The organism is Oleiphilus sp. HI0067, from assembly GCF_001635735.1.
The window spans coordinates 14615-34821 of sequence record NZ_LWFI01001366.1; the positions used below are offsets into that span (position 1 = coordinate 14615).

A 20207-nucleotide genomic window follows, 5' to 3' on the forward strand; every position below is an offset into this window, starting at 1 on the left:
CAAACATCTAACTATGCAACGCCCAACCGCTAACATTGAATGGAAAGATGGCATCCCTTATCACAAGGACTTCGATGATATTTACTTCAACGCTAACGATGGGCTAGCAGAAACTGAGTATGTCTTTATAGAGGCCAACCGCCTCAAAGAACGCCTGCGAAACGCAACGAACGATCAAGATACACTTAGAGTTTGTGAAACGGGGTTCGGCAGCGGACTTAACTTTATAGCCTGCTATGCGCTATGGAGATCACTTCCTGAACCCAAAAAACGCCTTGAATTTTCTAGCATAGAAGGGTTTCCACTTAGCATTAGTGACTTGAAGTTAGCGTCTAAAATCTGGCCTGAATTAGGCTTTGAATATAAAGAGCTACTAAATCAATATCCAAGCCCTATTACTGGATTCCACTATTTAGAGTTTGAATCTGGAAGAGTCAGCCTAAAGTTATTTTTCGAAGAACTCAATAATGCACTCGATAAATATCAGTTTTTCAGCGACGTTTGGTTTCTTGATGGATTTGCCCCATCTAAAAATGAAGAAATGTGGAACAGCAAATTGTTCGATCATATGGCGCTTTATAGCAATCACCAAACGACAGTTTCTACATTTACCGCGGCAGGGTTTGTTCGAAGAAACCTTATAGATGCGGGATTCATCGTTTCCAAAATATCTGGTTTCAAACAAAAACGTGAAATGATTACTGCTTCGCGTCACTTAGAAAGCACCACGAAAACTCAGGCCTTGCCTGATCAAGCATGGCATATCAGCGAAAATTCATCCCCAAACATCAAGCATGGCCACGTACTCGTCATAGGCGCTGGGATAGCAGGACTCACCACCGCTATTACTCTAGCCCGCAAAGGCTTTAAAGCCACCATCATTGAGAAGCAAGAGGGCCCATTGCAAGGCGCTAGCGGTCAAAAACAGTTGATCATGTATGGAAAATTCCCTCAGCAATATACACCAGAAGCACGACTACTGATTCAAGCACAGCTCTACGCTCAAACCTTTTTCTCGAGAGAGCAACTCTCAAGCGGAAACAGATTTTGGCATACTTGCGGCGTTGTTCACCTAGCATGGAATGAAAAAGAACGAGCTAAACAGCAAAATGTTGTAGATCGCTTTGAACTGCCTGAGACATTCATGTATCAGGCCGATGCAAATAAACTCAAAGGCCTGAGCGGACTAGATATTCAAGACAGCGGGCTAGTATTTCCACAAGCAGGTTGGTTAGACACAGAGGCATTTTCTAAACATGTACTAGAACATGACAACATTGAGCTAATCAATAAGCGTGAATATACACATCAGGATTGGGAGAGCGATGCGTTACTGAACTCGATGAATGCAGATGCAACGATAATATGTAATGCAGTTTCCTACCAAGATCTAGACATAAACTACCCACTACCAATAAAACCCCTAAGAGGGCAAACAACTCAGTTGTCATCCAAGTCATTCGCGACACCCAAAACAGTTCTATGTGGCGAGGGTTATCTCTGCCCTACATTACACGGCGAACTGCATATTGGTGCCAGTTACGACTTGAATAATTCAGAACCATTTGAATCAAGGGAAGATGATCACGCTAATATCGAAAAACTCGTGACTTGGCTCAAAGGATGGAGCGATCAAGCGACGTTGAATGAACAGGTTTCAGGCCGACATGCAGGTATTCGGACAACGTCAAACGACTACACTCCGATCGTTGGGAAACTACCTCGAACGAGTGCAATGAACAAGCAATATAGTTTTCTTACAAAAAACGCCAAACAAGAAACAATACAAGGCAGATACTACGATCACACATACTTAAACCTAGCTTACGGCTCGAAGGGACTCACCTACTCACCCTTAAGTGCAAGACTTCTTGTGGATACAATTTCTAGTTCAAGTATCGGACTTCCACACGAACAAGCAAAACAACTATCACCAGCGCGATTCTTAATAAAAAGCCTCAAGAAAGGTCATTTTTATTCAACTAATTAATAGGAAGTAGGTTTTCACCATCTGGAGAAAATGGCGTGATTCTGTAGCGGAAGGTACCGTCACCTGACGAGTGATCCTCCTTCCAAAGAACTAAAAATTTGTCTTCGCCTACAACGTCTAAATCTACAATATAATCCGTTCCGGCGGTGCCAAACTGCTGAACTTTTAACAAACTCGGAGTAGCCACAACATCAACCGATGCAAAAAATAAATCTTGCCCTCCTATGATAGAGCCCGCCTCAAACTCTCCGAGAGTCTCGCCAACAACACCAACCCTCTCAAAATCTTCCTTATCAAGAAATGCAATAGCTCGTCCAACGTCATTGGAATCCGTGGCAATAGTGAACAGATTAGATATCGAACTTTCTTCATTTAATCGCAAATTGTACAAAAAAACATCATCTGTTAAGGAAGGTGTAGCATCTCCATCTTTACTGAAAGTCGAACTAACCAAGACACCAAAATTATCGTCACCATAATTGGCAACACCACCTTGCATAAATGCTGCTGGCTGCCTAAGTGACGCACTTGCAACATCTACATCTAAAAATCCATCATCATCTAAAGAGCGTGAAAATATACCCGCACCATCCGTCACGAAAGCGTGAACATTCGAATCATCAACGGACAGCCCTACCATATTATTATCTGATCTATCGCCAACAAAACGGCTATATAAAAGGGACAATGATCCGTCAAATAAATAAACAAAACCTTCTCGGCCATCTTCAGGAGGAATAGTAGACTGACCATCCAAAGAAAGACCCTCGGTACTTCCAGAAACAGCAATTTCACCATTATCAGTAATAACTAACTCAACAACTTCATCATCAACTTCAGAACCATGCTGACTTTGAGCTAATACAGTCACCGCACCGCTATCATTAACTCTAAGTTTTACAACAGCAAAGTCTTGCCCCCCCCAAGATGAAGCACCAAGAGTCAATCTCTGATCGGTTCTGAGTAATAGAGCGATATCTGAATAACCTGCTCCAGCAGAAATAAAAGCCACGTCGATTGCCGACACGTCGCCTCCGCCTGAAGAGAACTCATAGAAGTTAGTACCATCTAGCAAGGCCTGATTTCCTTGAGCATCATATCGATATAATCGAGCTCGTTGAAATGCATTGCTCAGGCTATTGGCTAGCGAGAACACGTCGGCGCCAGACGTTGCGATAGCTTGGTATTCAATCGTAGGGTCATTAATCAAAACGTCTTCATTTACGTATGCATTGACAGTGATTTCCGCGCTAATCTCAGCCTCATCACCCCCATCGGTTGCCACCTCTATTACTAGCTTTGGATCTGACACAACACTAGAAGACAGGGTGTCAGAAATCGAAACACTTAGAACTCCAAAACGATCACCTTCGTTCACAACTAGAACTTGATTAATAGGGTTTAGTGAATAATCAAAGCTCGATAAATTAGTTTCAGAAGGGTTCACTTTAAACGAAATACGAACATCACTTTCAGCAGGCCGATTTAATTCGACTGGTATCGAGACACTATCACCGGGAGCGACTGTGAAAAACAACTCTTCGGCTTCGATAGTCGGCTCATCATCATCAATTTGAATAAAAACTACCTGATCAGCAAAGCTGAAGGCCAGGTTCCCAGGATCCGTGACAGTTACCTTGAAATTCTCTCTTTCTTCAATTATCGAGTCATCGACAATATAAATGGGAGCCGCACAACCCGTCGCTCCAGGCTCAATAACAATTGAACCCGTTTGCGGCACAAAATCAACAAATGAACTAGCAACGTTTTCGGCAAATCGATCTTCTTCTACAACATAATCGAACGTAACCGGCACCGAAACTGGCTGTGTAATTTTCAACAAAAATGCGTAAGGAAAAGCTTCACCATAGCCTAAGTCTCTGGACCTACTTTCAATATCATTGATCGCTCGGCAAGGTGTAAATTGTGACAGTTCTTGTCCTGTTATTTTTCTTAAATTAGCCTCGCCTTCTTCAACACTAACTATCGGCGATACGTCATTCAAAGATATGATATTTACTGCAAAGTCTGACCTATATATAACAGTTGATGATCCATCAGTAACTTCAATCCAAAATGAGCTCTCAAAATCCTGTAAGTTAGATCCTGCAGGTGGAATCGGCACTCCCTGCAATCGAAAAGTATTCTTTTGTGTTCCCTCTTGCTTCACAACACTGAGGCTAATCGTATTATTTCCCTCTGCATCTTCGGTAAGTTCTTCACTCATACCTGGTTCGGGGTTTTGAATATAACGAACGTTAAAACCGCCTTCACCACCCGCAATTTCAATCGGAATATCAATAGGTGAATACCAAGTCATCTCTGTGGGCAGAGCTTCTTCATTTACAATTCGTAAATCAGGCGTACTCAAATTTGTTTCGCACGCAGCTAGAACAAGAATAGAAATAACGACACACAGTTTTTGAACTAAATGTTTCAAAATACACGCACTCATGGCCAGAAAGGCTTATTATGAAAAACTTAAACGATGCAAATACTATAAAAACAAAGAAAGGTTTGACAGAAGAGGCAATAAGAAACGCCCCTTACATCACAATAAAGATCAGTTTTGATTGAGTAACGCTAGGGCAGCAGCTTCATCCAGCACTGGCACATTGAGTTCAGTCGCTTTCTTTAGCTTAGAACCCGCTTTCTCACCCGCGACTAAATAATCGGTTTTGCTTGAAACTGAACCACTCACTTTTGCTCCAACCTCAATGAGAAGAGCCTTTAACTCATCACGGCTATAGTTTGGCAAAGTTCCTGTCAGCACAACCGTCTTCCCAGCAAATACATTCTCTGAAGACTTCCGTACTTGCTTAGGTATCTGACACTCAACACCTTTTTCGAGCAGTCGCCGAACAAGAGAACGATTGTCTTGATTTGAGGTAAAAACCATAACATGGCGAGCAACTATTGGACCGATGTCATCTAAAGATTCCAATACATCTGGCGTCAGCGAGAAGAGCCCCATAACGTCATCCAACTCACACGCAATGGTTGACGCGGTCGTTTCTCCCACTTCCCTTATTCCGAGCGCATAGATAAATCGGGATAATTCGATCTGCTTTGAGGACTCAATCGCTACAATTAAGTTCTCAGCGCTTTTTTGTCCCATACGCTCCAACAGCACGAGGTTAGGAGTATTTAAATCAAAAATATCAATGGGCGATCGCACAAATTCTTTATCGACAAGCTGTTCAACCAATTTATCGCCCAAGCCATCAATATCAAATGCCTTTCGCGATACAAAGTGCTTAATTGATTCTTTGAGCTGCGCGGGACAAAGCATCGCGCCAGAACATCTGGCGATACTGCCTTCTTGCTCAATCTCTGACGAACAAACAGGGCAATGACTAGGCAGCTCGATATTTCTTTCGAAGGCTCCCGCACCTATTCGAGCGGCAACTTTAGGAATCACATCTCCCGCTCGCTGAATCGCAACACGATCGCCAATCTTGATCCCCAAACGTGCAACTTCATCCATATTATGAAGTGTCGCATTACTTACCGTCACACCACCCACAAAAACGGGGCTCAAACGCGCAACAGGTGTAATTGCTCCAGTTCGACCAACCTGGAACTCCACATCCTCTAAGGTTGTTTCTGCCTGTTCAGCTGGAAATTTATATGCAATAGCCCAACGTGGAGCTCTGGCTACAAACCCAAGAGTTTGCTGATCTGCCAGCTTATCCGCCTTAAAAACAATGCCATCGATTTCGTAATCAAGCTCAGATCTTAAGGCTGTAAGTTTCTGAACATAACTACCGATAGCTTCTGTCGAATCTAAACATTCGACCAATGGATTGATGACAAAACCTAAACGCCGCAAATCAGAAAGAGATTCACTATGAAGACGATATCGATCTGGCTCTGAGCTATATCCCACTGAGTAAGCATTCATCATCAGTTTTCGCTTAGCCGTAATGCGCGAGTCCAATTGCCTTAAACTTCCCGATGCAGCATTGCGTGGATTTACGAATACTTTTTCTTCACGCTTCTGAGCCTCAAGATTGAGCTCATCAAATACACTACGCGGCATAAAAATCTCACCGCGCACTTCCAACTCACTAGGAAGATCATCACCTGAAAGACGCAAAGGAATAGACGAGATTGTTTTAACGTTTGCAGTAATATCTTCACCTGTTTGACCATCACCACGCGTGGCGCCATAAGCCAAAACCCCGTCGATATACATCAGACTAACCGCAATACCATCCAGCTTCGGTTCGGCAAACAAAGAAACTTCACCATCTACTTTTTGACCAATGCGACTATAAAAATCCAGCAAATCCTCGTTAGAAAAAGCATTATCGAGTGAAAGCATTGGAATACGATGAGCAATTTGCGAGAACTCACCAGAAGGTGCACTTCCCACACGTTGAGTAGGGGAATCTGATCTTTTTAGATCCGGATATTCTTCTTCGAGCGATCTGAGTCGTTGAAATAGCTGATCATATTCCTGATCGCTAATAGTCGGAGCGCTTTCTAAATAATAAAGACGATTATAGGTATTTAGAGATTCAGATAACTCTGCAATCTCATCTCGAATTTTATCGAATGACACGAAACAACCTTAAGGACGCATTTTGCACAACTGCTTGCGCTCAAACTCTCTAATTCTCTGCTTATAATGTTCAACAGTCTGCGAAGTCAATACGCTGCGATGCTCGTCCTTCAACTCACCTTGCAAATTATCTGCAAAGCACTTCGCCGTTTCATACATAAAGTCAAAAGCTTGCAAGTAATTCTTTGGTCCGGGAATACTCATAAAGAAGCTTACTCCCGGAGTGGATAAGGTCTCGAGCTTGTCTGGATCAAAATATCCAGGCTCAACAGCATTCGCGACGCTAAATTGAATAGGACTTAACAAGTCCTCTTCATGTCGATGAAAAATAGACATCTCGCCATGTTTCATACCACAAGCTACAAGAAGTTTATTTACATCTGCGCCCGCAAAATTTTGACCTGGTTGCGCATCAACATTAATCACGATGACTTCATGATCGATTGCTGAGTCTGATTCTACAGTTTCCTCTTTGGGCTTTGTTGTTGCATCAATCTTAGCTTTCGCTTGCTTAGGCTTGCTAGAAGAAGGTTTCTCAATCTCAGACTCATCCGATTCAATTGAAACTTTAGGCTCAAATAAATCTGAATCGTCTTGCGCCGAAATAGACAGTAAATTCTGTTCATCAAGTTCACTATCAACAGAATCCGCTCCTGCAGATACAACTCGAACACCGCCTCCAGGAAGCTCAGGATTAAAATCATCATCAAGGGGGGAAGAATCTATTTGCCCACCTAAATCTCGGGACATTTTAAGAGAGTCTTGTTTTGCGAGACGCATTCTACGAAGACCATCGATCAAAATCCCTAAGATAATGACGACACCAACTACAATTAACCACTCTCTAAGGCTCATTAAGAACTCATTCCACGTATAGATAATCTGAGAACATAAAGGCTAGGATAGCCTTTTTATCAAGGCATATAGTAGCTAGAAAACAACAAGGAGACCAACGCTCAAGATTAAACCTAAATTAACTGTTGGATAGCCTTTTAAGCGTCGACTAACTGAGCAGCCGCATCAATATCCACGGACACCAATCGAGAGACTCCAGGCTCGTGCATAGTAACCCCCATAAGCTGGTCAGCCATCTCCATAGAAACCTTATTATGCGATATATATATGAACTGAACGGTATCGGACATTTCTTTGACAAGTCGAGCAAAACGCCCAACATTCGCATCATCTAAAGGCGCATCTACTTCATCCAACATACAGAATGGCGCTGGATTAAGTTTGAAAATAGAAAAAATCAATGCAAGGGCTGTCAAAGCTTTCTCACCGCCAGAAAGGAGATGTATCGTTGAATTATTTTTTCCTGGAGGCCTAGCAAGAATACTCACCCCTGTCTCAAGCAAATCCGAATCGGCCAGCTCAAGTTTTGCGCTGCCACCCCCAAATATCTTTGGAAACAAATTCTGCAAACCTGCATTGACGCGATCATAAGTTTGCTTAAACCTATGCCTTGTTTCTTTATCGATTTTTCGAATAGCTTGCGTCAACACATCTAAGGCATCAATTAACTCATCATTCTGCTCATCAAGATACGTCTTTCGCTCTAGCTGCGTCTCATACTCCTCGACAGCAGCCAAGTTAATCGCTCCCAAACGAGCGATCTTTTGTCCAATTGACTCCAAATCTTTCACCAACGCATCTTGCTGAACATCCTCATCAGCTAGCACTGAAACAAGCTCTTCAAACACAAAACCCTGCTCCAGCACATTTTGGAAACATTGATCTTGCTCTAAAGCAAATGCTTGAATCCTCAAACGCACCCGCTCTAGCTTTTCTCGAACATGCAGCAAGTCTGTCTCAGAGCGCTCCCTTGCCTGTTCCAAATCACGCAATTGACCTTGGAACGCCTCGTGCTCTGTTCGCACCTGCCCAAGCCGCTTCTGATCACGCTCATGAGCGACTAATTCATCCTGCAAGCGGGACTCTAAACCCTCAATCAAATCTTCATCGCCAGGCTCGAAATCAATATTTAAGACCGCCTCGTTAAACCTCTCAATCTCAACTACTTGCCCATCAAGAGTTTGATTTAGCAACTCTAAGCGATTTCGAAAACCTTGCTGATCAGACCGCAACCTCATTAACACTGAAGCTAAATCCTGAACCTGCGCTCGCGACTCAGATATCGCATTTTTCAAACGCTCTTTGTCACCTTCTCCAAGCTCTCTTTTTTCAGATGCGCTCTCCAAAACCTCAGATAATATTGACAACTCTTGCTCACACGCTTCAATTTGCTCAGAACTTTGGGCAAAACGCTCTCTTTCAGAATTCAAATCATCATCTATCCGAGCTATACGCAGCTGAAGTTGCTCACGCTTGATTTTCGCCCCCCGCTCATCAGCAACTAATTGCGCGTGACGCTTAAGAGCACTCTGCTCTATTGCCCGAGCATCGACTAACGAAGTTTTAGCCGCAGCCAAATCATTCAGATTAGCCTGAAGCCCCGCCTCCAATCTAGCCACGTCATCATCTGCAATACTCAGCTCATCAACCAAGCTATCTATTCGTTTTTGACGAACGACAACACCATCATCAATTGCACTCAAGGCAAGATATTGAACACTATCCCGACCTATCAATACACCTTCAGTGGTCACGAATTCTTGACCAAGTTCTAGCTGAGAACGAGTAGAAAAGGCTTCGCTAGAATTCGCAGCACAAATATAACGATTCAAAAACGGAATCAACGCAGAACACCCTTCGACTTTTTCTGCCAAAGAGCCATCGTTAACTTGATAGCTTGCCTGCTCATTCGAAAATAAAGCGAAAGTAATATCAGAGCGATCTAAGAGATAGCCGGCCATTTTTTCATCGTTAGATAAATAGGCGTATAGCCGATCCCCAAGCAAACCCTCAATGACAGGCGCCCATACTGGCTCGACCTGAATTGATTCTATTAAGGTTTCAAGCTCGCCTTTAGCCTTAGCATGCAGATCAGTTAGACCTGCGCCAACATTACCTTTAGATACTACATCGCGCTGAATCGTTTCTAATGAAACCAATTCTGCCTGCTTCTGGGCAATTTCACTTTTTCGTTCTGCAGTCGCTTCACGACTTTCTTGGACAACGGCCTCAAGCCTTTCAACATCTTCTTGCCTAGCGAGAACGCTTGATTCAGATTCTTCCAAAACGCACGTCAACTCAGCTAACTCTTCACCCACACCTTGATAGCCCAACACATCCAATTCTTCTGAAAGGCGATTTTTGTCATCATCAAGTGAAGCAACGCGTTCCTTTGCTTGATCTGCTTCGCGCTGGAAACGCGACAAGTTCGACTTCGCATCCTCCACACTATGTCGCGTATCCGTGTAAGCTTCTTGCATTTGCTGATTAAGATCTAACCAAGAGGCGTACGCCATCTCAGATTCTTCAAGCTTTAATTCAGCCGCCTCTTGCTGCTCAATCACGATCTCAATTTCGGGCTCTATCTCAGCGATACTTTCGGAAACAAGCTCTCTTTCTTCCAACCCTTGCCGCAAGCGATCTTCAGCAAGACGTATCTGCTCAGTAAGACGAATGCGTTCAGACTCAGCTCGTTGCAGACGCTGACTCTCAAATTTCAACTCTTGCTCGATCTTTGCGATCTCGGCGCCAGATTGATAGTAACGAGCCTGCACCGATTGCATCGCTTCGGCAGACTCTTCTATATTCGAACGCAACACCTCAATTTTTGATTGCCCAGTTGCCTTATCAAGCACCAAGCTTTCGACCGCCGACTCACAACGAGCCGACTTAATCTCCAACTCCTGTTTTTGCTCATCCAAACCTAGCCACTGCAAAGCAGATATTTTTGCCTTCAGCGCACGTTCATTTGCCTTGAACCCTTTGTATCGTTCAGCAGCATTCGCTTGACGCTTGAGTGTTTCGAGTTGCTTAGACAACTCCTCTCGAATATCCGTTAGTCGATCCAAATTTTCAGTGGTCCGGCGCATTCGATTTTCGGTTTCTCGCCGCCTTTCCTTGTACTTGGAGATACCTGCAGCTTCTTCTAGATAAACGCGCAACTCTTCGGGCTTACTCTCGATCAAGCGGGAGATCATTCCCTGTTCAATAATGGCATAACTTCTAGGCCCCATGCCTGTACCGAGAAAGATATCCGTTACATCTCGACGACGACACTTTGCGCCATTTAGGTAGTATTGAGATACACCCTCTCTCGTGACCTGACGCTTGATAGAGATTTCAGTAAATGCTGCATGCTCACCAACCAACGGCCCTTCACTATTGTCAAATAGCAACTCAATAGAGGCCTTTCCTACCGGCTGACGATGTGTAGAACCATTAAAAATAACATCTGTCATCGACTCGCCACGTAAGTGCTTAGCCGAGCTCTCGCCCATTACCCAGCGAACAGCATCAATAACGTTAGATTTCCCACAACCGTTTGGACCAACGATTGCGGTCATGTTTGTAGGAAAAGGAACAACCGTCGAATCAACAAAAGACTTGAAGCCGACCAGCTTGATTGACTTAAGGCGCATTAAAAAAGCGTATCCAGAATATTATTCGTTATTAGTTGCCACATGTTCCGAAATTACGCAGCGTCTTGCAAGCTATCAAATCGATACGCCAGTTTTTTAACACTCGCAATATAAAAAAGCGGATGCATGTCGCCGATTTTTTGACACTCAAACTATCACAATAACGATAACTTACTGATATAATTATAAAATTTCTTTATGGCACGCGCCTCGCTTAACAGCTCTGATCAAACCCAAAACAGAAGTTTAGAGGCAGTTTTATGGACGGCAACGAAAAAGCAGCAGAACCAATCGATTTTAATCGTGCTAGAGTCGCATCCACATATAAAGACCTAAGTCGCCAAATCGTCGATACCAATGATGTAGTCACGCGCGCAATCAGACGCCTACAAACTACCTTAGATATTGCGAGCATTGCCGATATCTTTTACGACGAACTTAGCAATCTAATGGACGTTGGCCAGCTTAGATATCAAGCACCTAACGAAAACACATACTGCCTGGGTGAAAATCCGGGGGCACACAACTGCCAATTCAATCTGATTATTGAGAATACTCGCCTCGGAAAACTAAGCGTATGCAGAAAGAAACGTTATTCTGATGATGAAATTTCAATTATCGAGTTCATGGCAAGCACAGTAGTGTTCCCGTTAAAGAATGCTTTGATGTATCAGGAAGCCATCAATGCAGCGCTTTCCGACCAATTGACTGGGCTAGGTAACAAACGTGCTCTAGATAGTAGCTTGCACAGAGAAGCTGAAAGAGCCATACGTAAGCAACAAGAACTGTCTGCCATTATGATCGATATCGATCGCTTTAAACTCATTAATGACACATATGGCCACTCTGCAGGCGACGAAATACTTCAGCAATTCGCAACACTAATTACAGAGAACTTTCGTAAAACTGATCTTAGTTTCCGATATGGCGGGGAAGAGTTTTTACTATTACTCGATGACAGCTCCGCGAACAGCGCAGCCCTTACAGCAGAACGACTCAGACAGATCATAGAGGCTCACAATTTTAGTGTTGCTAACAAGACAATCAAACTCACAGCTAGCTTCGGCTGTACGAGCTTCGACCATAAAGAAACACTAAAGAGTTTTGTAACGCGCGCAGACAAAGCGCTATATACCGCTAAGAAGATGGGACGCAATACCGTTCAGATCAACGAACTCACAACCCAGCAAGATCTATACAAGCAATCAGCAAAAGAAGCCTAGCAAAGGCTTCTTTGCTTAACGACGACGAGGTGGTTTAGAATTAAACGCTCGTCGTTGACGACGCTGATCATCTTGACGCACCTTTGGATCTTTCGCTTTAACACGAATAGAAGGCAGATTGACAAGAGAACGAAGGTCGTTAATTTCCTTGTTGTTTAACTCTTCCCAAGCACCAACTTTCAATCGGCTAGGCAAGAAAATACAGCCATAACGAACACGCTTCAAACGACTAACCTGAACACCCTGAGATTCCCAAAGGCGCCTAACTTCGCGATTACGACCTTCCATCAGCGCGACATGAAACCACTGATTTGTTGAGTCTCCGCCTGCTGACTGTATATCCGTAAATCTCGCAACACCATCTTCAAGCAGTACACCTTCTTTAAGACGAGCGATCATCTCATCATCGACCTGCCCATGAATCCGTACTGCGTATTCACGATCAACACCATAAGACGGATGCATTAGCCTGTTTGCAAGCTCACCGTCAGTAGTAAGGATAAGCAAGCCGCTCGTGTTGATATCAAGACGACCAACGGAAATCCATCGCTGATTTCTCAAGCGTGGTAAATTCTGAAAAACAGTCGGACGCCCCTCGGGATCAGAACGTGAGCATATAACACCCTCAGGCTTGCTATAAACAATCACCCGCTGATCAGATGCAGTCTCAACATTAAGCTTAACTGGCTTACCATCTACTCTGACGGCATCAGAAGGGATAAGACGAGCACCCAAAGTCACCGTCTCACCATTAACGCTCACTCTACCCTGCGCAATCCATCGTTCGATTTCACGACGTGACCCCAAACCTGCTTGCGCAAGGACTTTCTGAATTCGTTCGCCTGAAGGCTCAGACATTCAATACTCCCAATTAAAATTAAGAAGACTGTGTAAGGCTAGCTTTCACAATCTCAGCCTTTAAATCTTCATAAGTGTGCACAGCAGGGAATTGAGGAAACTCATCAATTACGTTTTGAGGAGACTTAAATAAAATACCGGCCTCAGACTGCTTGAGCATTGTCGTATCATTATAGGAGTCACCCGCAGCAATCACACGATAATTTAATAACTGAAATGCGCGAACGGACTGACGCTTAGGATCTTTCTGACGCAATAGGTAATCCGTAATCTTACCTTCTTCATTCACCTCTAACTTATGGCAGAACAGCGTTGGAAAACCAAGCTTAGCCATAAACGGCATACCAAACTCGTAAAACGTGTCGGATAGGATAATCAATTGAAAACGTTGATTTAGCCATTCAACAAACTCTTTCGCGCCAGGCAAAGGATCAAGCGTATCGATGACTTCTTGAATCTCCTTAAGACCATAACCATGCTCATCTAATATACGAAGACGCTGCTGCATAAGCACATCGTAGTCAGGAATATCTCGCGTCGTTGCTTTTAACTCTTCAATTCCTGTTTTTTCAGCAAAGGCAATCCAAATTTCTGGGATCAATACCCCTTCAAGATCAAGACAAACTAATTCCACGGTTTAATACTCCGACTTATTCTTCATAAAAATTTGCGCGCCATTCTAACGAAAAGGCCTGCGCTTGCATATTGATAAATGATCGATAAAATCCAACGCTTTATAACTTTCCTGCAGGACAAGCCAACATGGGCATAGATTTCAGCAAACCAAAAACAGTTACTCCCGAAGCAATTGCTGAACTTAACGCTGAACTCGCAGAAATGTCGCCTCGCGCGATCTTAAAATTTGCGCTTTCAAACTTCAGCAACGCGGCGATCTCTTTCAGCGGAGCTGAGGATGTTGCACTCATTGAGCTGTCTCACAAATTGACCGATGACCTCAAGGTGTTCAGCCTTGATACAGGTCGCCTGCATCCAGAGACCTATCGCTTCATCGATCAAGTGCGAAAGCATTATGGCATCGACATTGAAATCATGGCACCGAATCAAGATGAACTAGAAGCATTCGTAAAAGAAAAAGGCCTGTTTAGTTTTTACGAAGATGGGCACAAAGAATGTTGTTCTATTCGAAAGGTTCGTCCACTGCGTAGAAAACTTGCCACCTTAGATGCATGGATCACAGGTCAACGAAAAGATCAGAGCCCTGGCACGCGATCAGAAGTTGCCGTAGTTGAACTAGATAACGCCAATGCCAAAGAAGGAGGAATTCTAGTTAAGTTCAATCCTTTAGCGAATTGGTCATCAAAAGAAGTGTGGGATTATTTAAGAATGAGTGAAGTGCCAACTAATGAACTTCACCAAAAAGGCTTTATTAGTATTGGCTGTGAGCCTTGCACACGACCTGTACTTCCCAACCAACACGAAAGAGAAGGCCGTTGGTGGTGGGAAGAAGAAACTCAAAAGGAATGCGGCCTGCACATTAAGTAAACCGCCCTTTTCGAACGCTAAGTTGAATATCGAGGGATTTCAATTCCCTCGAACACCTGACCAACATCCTCACGATGAGCATGACTGTAGAATGCCTCGTCAACTAAATCGCGCGTCAGATGCGGCGCAAACTCCGCCAAAAACTCATACATAAACCCACGCATAAAAGTCCCTTTGCGCAACGCAATGCTTGTTACGGCATCTGGGAATAAATCCGTGGCTGGAATCGCCACCAAATCTGAGTCTCTAACAGGATCAAATGCCATTGACGCAATGATACCGACGCCCAAACCGAGCCGCACGTAGGTTTTGATAACATCCGCATCAGAAGCGGTAAACACCACATTCGGCTCTAAACCAGCCGCTGCGAATGCCTGATCCAACTTCTCTCTACCAGTAAAACCAAGCACATAGGTAACGATTGGATGCTGCGCTAGTTTCTCAAGCGTCAATGTCGACTCAGAGAGCAAAGGATGATCTTTAGGCAATACAACGACGCGATTCCATCGATAGCATGGCATCATAATCAAATCAGAATGTTGGCTAAGTGCTTCCGTTGCGATCGCACAATCAACCGCACCGTCAGAGCACATTTCAGAAATCTGCGCTGGAGTACCTTGATGCATGTGCAATGAAACATCAGGATAACGCTTCATAAACCTGCTTATAATCGGTGGCAAGACGTATCTAGCCTGAGTATGAGTCGTCGCAACGGTCAACTCACCTGTACGGTTGTCGTTAAATTCGTTTGCAATCTTCTTTATATTTTCAACATGCGACAAAATATCACCCGCAACCGCCAAAATTTTCTCGCCGGCCGGCGTTATTCGCGTTAGGTGCTTACCGCTTCTTGAAAATACCTCTACGCCCAATTCATCCTCAAGCAAACGAATCTGCTTACTAATCCCTGGTTGTGACGTAAATAAACTCTGCGCTGTTGCCGAGACATTTAGATCATGATGGGCAACTTCCCAAATATATCTCAACTGCTGTAGCTTCATTTTTTCATCCCTTGATAAAACATTCGATTATAAAGCTATAAGTAATTATTATTTTGAAGAATAAAAACATCCTATATATTACTCTTTCACTCAAGCTCTATCAGACCGCTAACAATATAGACTAAAAAATATGGAATTTGTGGCCTTAGCCGATTTTTTGCAATATGTTCTGGCTGGAGCCGGTGTCGGATTCCTCGTTGGCCTTACGGGCGTCGGTGGCGGATCACTCATGACACCCCTGCTCATTCTCTTCAATTACCCACCGCATATCGCGATTGGAACTGATTTATTCTATGCCGCCGGCACCAAAGCGGGTGGCATTATTGCGCATGCGAAACAACAAACCATTAATTGGCGTGTTGTCTTTACGCTTGGAGCCGGGAGCATACCCGCCTCCATCATCACGATCTTTGTTCTTAAATACGTCTTTGGCGACATCGAAAAATATCAACACATATTATTAACCTCGCTGGGTATTATGTTGATGTTCACCGCGTTCATAATTCTGCTCAAAGGCAGAATACTTAAATCAACCTCATTGAGCGCAGGACAATCTGCATGGGTTGAAAAGCATAAAACCATACTAACGGTTTCAATGGGCGTATTTTTAGGCGTGTGCGTCACCCTTTCTTCTGTGGGCGCCGGAGCATTTGGCGCGGCCATATTAATGATTTTGTATCCACGCATGAGCCCGGTAACCATTATTGGTACCGATATCGCTCATGCCGTCCCGCTCACACTTATGGCCGGCCTTGGCCACATGCAATTAGGCCACATCGATTTCGTACTTCTCGCGTCATTGCTTTGCGGATCAATCCCGGCGATATTCTGGGGGTCTAAATACAGCAAACGTTTACCAGGCAACATCTTGCAGCCAATTCTTGCAATGTTATTGCTGGGTATCGGAATGAAATACGCGTTCTTTTAAGTCTCTCTCATGAACGGTGATTAAGTTTACTTTTTGAGACAATGCCATAGGATATAGTTTCGCAGTATTTGTCACGTTTTCTGAGAGTTAAAACATAGCCAAAATGCTACTCACAACTAAATTCCTTGCTCCCGCATTTAATCCTAAGAGTGTCTCACGTCCTAGATTGTTAGACCGTCTTATTTCTCGATCCGCAAGAAAATTAGTACTTGTATCTGCTCCTGCTGGATACGGCAAAACAACCCTGATTTTACAGTGGCTGCACCAGCAAGACCGCCGTGTTAGTTGGCTCTCAATAGATGAACACGACAATAATGCCCAGAGATTCTGGCAATATGTAATCGGCAGTATTGCGACCGCAATTGATAATTTCGGTGAAGAAGCCAATCAATTAATTTCTGAGCATCAACCAAGCGAAGCCGTCGTAACCTCTCTCGTTAACGAGTTAACAACATGGTCTATGGCCGGTAACGAATTATCTGTAGTTCTCGACGATTTTCATAATATTACCGACCCAGAAATCTTGCGCAGCTTTGCTTACTTAGTTGACTTTATTCCACCTAATGTAGAAATCATTCTTACATCTCGGTTTGAACCTGCATTGCCGATATCTCGCTGGAGCGTCAAAAATTGGGTAGACGCAATGTACGCCTCTGATCTCGTATTCAGCTATGACGAGTCAAAAGCTTTTTTCAAAGACTACATGTCACTTGCATTTACCGACAAACAAATCCAAGACATATTTCAACGGACAGAAGGCTGGATTGCAGCAATGCAGCTGACAGCCTTGTCTGCATCAGGTAAGCCAGATAACGAACAAGCCTATATTAGTACGAAGAAATTACTGGCTGACGAACGTCATTTTTCAGATTATGTGTTAAGTGAAATTCTCGGGTTGCAGCCTGAAGAGACCCAAAGCTTTTTACTAGACTCCTCTTGCTTACTGCGCTTAAACGCTGAGCTATGCGACTACATCCGCGGAACGAACAATAGTCGAGAAATACTGCAAGAACTCGAACAAAAAAATCTTTTCCTGATCCCGCTAGATAGCCAAGGTGAGTGGTTTCGCTACCACGAGATGTTTAGAGACTCACTATTCAAACGATTACGAAAGAACCAAAAAGCACATCTAATTGAGCTACAAACTCGCGCTATAGACTGGCTCATCGAGCATAACCAACCACATGAAGCCATCGAACAAGCTGTGCTTCTTCAAGAGTGGGAACTTCTAGCAAGACTACTTGAAAGCAACGGCAACAATTTAATTCATGAAGGGCATCATCTGCCGATGCTCGAATGGATAGCTGCCATTCCAGAGCAACTCAAATCTCGCTCACCCAGAATTCTTCTATTGAGAATTTGGGCCCTATTTTTCAGTAATAAAATCGAGGTCATCCAACCTCTGCTTGATGAATTAGAAGCATTAATCGATCAACAGCGTCTAGCAAACATAGAGACCAGTACTGACGAGCTTGTTGATCTGCATAGCGAAATCTCATTAATTCGCTCTTATATCGCCCGTTCGCAATCAGATCTACGTGGCGCTAGTCAGCTGACTAAGCAGGTATTAGAGGAATTAGACAGCACTAATATGCCACTCAAATCAGTGACATACTATGGAATTGGCTTAGACAGCTTCACGGTGGGTGATTTAGAGTCTGCTGAGACAGCTTTAAAAGCAGCTATAGAGCACGGCAAGCGAGAAAAGAAATACACGACCGTGCTTTCTAGTAGCGGTTTACTTGGTTGGATCTACTACTACCAAGGCAAACTTGATGCGGCGCTTGAAACGGGAATGCAGAATCAACACTGGATAGATAGCTTCCACGATCCATCACAACCAAGAATTTTATCGTGTTGGCAAAACAGTATTCTGGCGATGATCTACCTCGAACGAGGTGAGATTACTATTTCGTCGGCCTACATTAACCCCTTGCTGAAGCACATCAATATCGGAACAGAGCCCGGCCTGCATATCTTAATTCAATACACGCAAGCTAATGTATTGTTTTCGAAAGGCGAGTTTATCGAAGCGATAGAACGCCTAGATGATGCCATCAACGTCTATGAACACAAAAAAGACGCGATGATGTATACGCCCCCGAGTTTAAGAGCGATGAAAGCGCGTTGCCTTGTCGCCATAAATAATCTTGAAGGTGCCAACGTCGTGCTGGAATCTATCGACGCAGAGGCGATCAACGAGCTGCCCCTAAATTTTGAAGATATCAATCTAAGCAAAGCGCGCTTATATCTGAAACAAAAGCACAGTGCCCTTGCGCTAGAAATATGCGAGCGTATCGCAATCCAAGCGAGAGACCTAAATCATACTTATCATTTAATCCAAGCACTGCTTATCAAAGCATTATGCCTGTTCAAATCAAAACACAATGATGAAGCAGCAGAAGCTATTACCGAAGCGCTCACGCTTGCAGGACGGGAAGGAATGACTCGTGTCTTTGTACACGAGGATGAAGACACTCCGAATGTCCTTGCGCTATGTAAACCCGCCAATATTCCCGATGCCTTTCTGAAAAAGCTCAGTGAAGAACTGGGCGTAAAAGCCGCGCAAACAAGTGGTCAGACACAGCTTCCGGGTGCAGCGGCGTTAGAAGGAAATCTTAAACTGCTCGAACCCTTAAGTCAGCGCGAGCTAGAAGTGATCAGATTGATAGACCAAGGCTTAGCAAATAAAGAAATTGCACAAAAATTATCACTCGCACCAGCGACAGTAAAAGCCCACATTCGAAACATCTACGGAAAGATTGGTGCAAAAAGCCGCACAGAGGCACTTTCAAAAGCCCGTCAACTAGAAGTTATTTAGGGAAAAGTCTTTAAAATCATCTAAAAGTGAGAAAAAAATCACACTTTTACGGCTTTTCACAAAGGGACTACTCCCTTAGGACGATTAAATTACGCCCCCTACGCCCCTAATATTAAACCCATCGAAACACATTGTGTTGAGGCGAGAATTCAGGCCTTTCTCCTCAACCAGCATTTCCGATCAGGGCATATTGCCCTACATTGCAGCGGTAGTTAGTAAGTTCGGCACTAACTACCGCTTTTTTTTTGCCTTTTTTATGCTCAGTTAGACGCTAAGAACAAGCTAGCCAAAATGCGTTACTGTTTGTTGACTAATGGCAATTAACTCACCTTTATCGTTCGCCACTTTTGCTCGTGCATAGGCATAACCGTCTTGCGAATCCACAATATCGGCCTTGTAACCAATATACTCATCTCCACGGGGTGCTTGGTATGGCTGAATGAATTCGACCGTCCAACTAAGAGAACTCGCCATGCATAGCTTTTTCATCATAGGCAGGGTTGTTGGGGGCCACGCATCAATCAAACCTAATAAATGCGCTTCACTCACGGATTCTGGCTCTTCAGAAAAACGAACATAGCCTTCGAGAGAGGTTTCATCTGAGCCCGCGAATGGAAATTTAGTCAAATACCTAAAATCAAAGTGCTTTGTAAATTCGGGAATCATGTCTTTGATATACGAAAGCTTCTGTGTCTGATCAACACCCCCTGTCAACACTAAAGGCTCTGCGGCGACATGAATTGCAGACTCTCTTGAGGCACCAAAGCTCCCTTGAATAAGGACCTTCACCTGACCATCCTGCACGCCTTTTCCAACGACATGC

At 43.8% G+C, this 20207-nt stretch carries 13 protein-coding genes; 5 read left to right on the forward strand and 8 right to left on the reverse strand.

Annotated elements, in window-relative coordinates:
* The first annotated feature begins 13 nt into the window (after positions 1-13).
* Positions 14-1990, forward strand: a complete 1977-nt coding sequence (mnmC, locus tag A3739_RS21730) for a bifunctional tRNA (5-methylaminomethyl-2-thiouridine)(34)-methyltransferase MnmD/FAD-dependent 5-carboxymethylaminomethyl-2-thiouridine(34) oxidoreductase MnmC (protein ID WP_068478335.1) — start codon at positions 14-16, stop codon at positions 1988-1990.
* Here mnmC and A3739_RS21735 read toward each other — a convergent pair.
* The 4 genes from A3739_RS21735 to smc all read right to left on the reverse strand — a co-directional run bounded on the left by A3739_RS21735 (position 1983) and on the right by smc (position 11050).
* On the reverse strand, positions 1983-4445 hold the full coding sequence (locus A3739_RS21735) for a Calx-beta domain-containing protein (protein WP_068478333.1): 2463 nt from the start codon (positions 4443-4445) through the stop codon (positions 1983-1985). The two genes, mnmC and A3739_RS21735, sit on opposite strands and share 8 nt — an antisense overlap.
* A 108-nt stretch (positions 4446-4553) precedes the next feature.
* Positions 4554-6557 (reverse strand): NAD-dependent DNA ligase LigA, encoded by a 2004-nt coding sequence (gene ligA / locus A3739_RS21740; RefSeq protein ID WP_068478331.1) that lies wholly within the window; start codon positions 6555-6557, stop codon positions 4554-4556.
* Positions 6558-6566: 9 nt separating this feature from the next.
* On the reverse strand, positions 6567-7412 hold the full coding sequence (gene zipA, locus A3739_RS21745) for a cell division protein ZipA (protein ID WP_068478329.1): 846 nt from the start codon (positions 7410-7412) through the stop codon (positions 6567-6569).
* Positions 7413-7549: 137 nt separating this feature from the next.
* A complete protein-coding gene (gene smc, locus A3739_RS21750) occupies positions 7550-11050 on the reverse strand; it encodes a chromosome segregation protein SMC (protein WP_068502744.1) in 3501 nt (1166 codons plus the stop codon).
* A 260-nt stretch (positions 11051-11310) separates the two neighbouring features.
* On the opposite strand from smc, the gene A3739_RS21755 reads away from it, so the two are divergent.
* Positions 11311-12273, forward strand: a complete 963-nt coding sequence (locus A3739_RS21755) for a GGDEF domain-containing protein (RefSeq protein ID WP_068478325.1) — start codon at positions 11311-11313, stop codon at positions 12271-12273.
* Positions 12274-12288: 15 nt separating this feature from the next.
* Here the strand turns inward: A3739_RS21755 and rluB are convergent, their stop codons facing one another.
* Positions 12289-13131, reverse strand: a complete 843-nt coding sequence (gene rluB / locus A3739_RS21760; RefSeq protein WP_068478323.1) for a 23S rRNA pseudouridine(2605) synthase RluB — start codon at positions 13129-13131, stop codon at positions 12289-12291.
* Positions 13132-13150: 19 nt separating this feature from the next.
* Positions 13151-13765 (reverse strand): bifunctional phosphoserine phosphatase/homoserine phosphotransferase ThrH, encoded by a 615-nt coding sequence (gene thrH / locus A3739_RS21765; protein ID WP_068477460.1) that lies wholly within the window; start codon positions 13763-13765, stop codon positions 13151-13153.
* 128 nt (positions 13766-13893) lie between these two features.
* Here thrH and A3739_RS21770 point away from each other — a divergent pair, with 128 nt between their 5' ends.
* Positions 13894-14634: a phosphoadenylyl-sulfate reductase gene (locus A3739_RS21770; RefSeq protein ID WP_082878541.1), complete on the forward strand. Its 741-nt coding sequence runs from the start codon at positions 13894-13896 to the stop codon at positions 14632-14634.
* A gap of 17 nt (positions 14635-14651) precedes the next feature.
* On the opposite strand, the gene cysB is transcribed toward A3739_RS21770, so the two are convergent.
* On the reverse strand, positions 14652-15635 hold the full coding sequence (gene cysB / locus A3739_RS21775; protein ID WP_068478321.1) for an HTH-type transcriptional regulator CysB: 984 nt from the start codon (positions 15633-15635) through the stop codon (positions 14652-14654).
* 130 nt (positions 15636-15765) lie between these two features.
* Here cysB and A3739_RS21780 point away from each other — a divergent pair, with 130 nt between their 5' ends.
* Together A3739_RS21780 and A3739_RS21785 are read left to right on the forward strand one after the other, a co-directional pair.
* Positions 15766-16563 carry a sulfite exporter TauE/SafE family protein gene (locus A3739_RS21780; protein WP_068481326.1) on the forward strand — a complete coding sequence of 266 codons (798 nt, stop codon included), beginning with the start codon at positions 15766-15768 and terminating at the stop codon, positions 16561-16563.
* 103 nt (positions 16564-16666) lie between these two features.
* Complete coding sequence (locus A3739_RS21785) at positions 16667-19384, forward strand: LuxR C-terminal-related transcriptional regulator (protein WP_068481329.1); 2718 nt, start codon at positions 16667-16669, stop codon at positions 19382-19384.
* 282 nt (positions 19385-19666) lie between these two features.
* Here A3739_RS21785 and A3739_RS21790 read toward each other — a convergent pair.
* A partial coding sequence (locus A3739_RS21790; protein ID WP_068502747.1) for an acyl-CoA thioesterase II occupies positions 19667-20207 on the reverse strand: 541 nt, incomplete at its 5' end.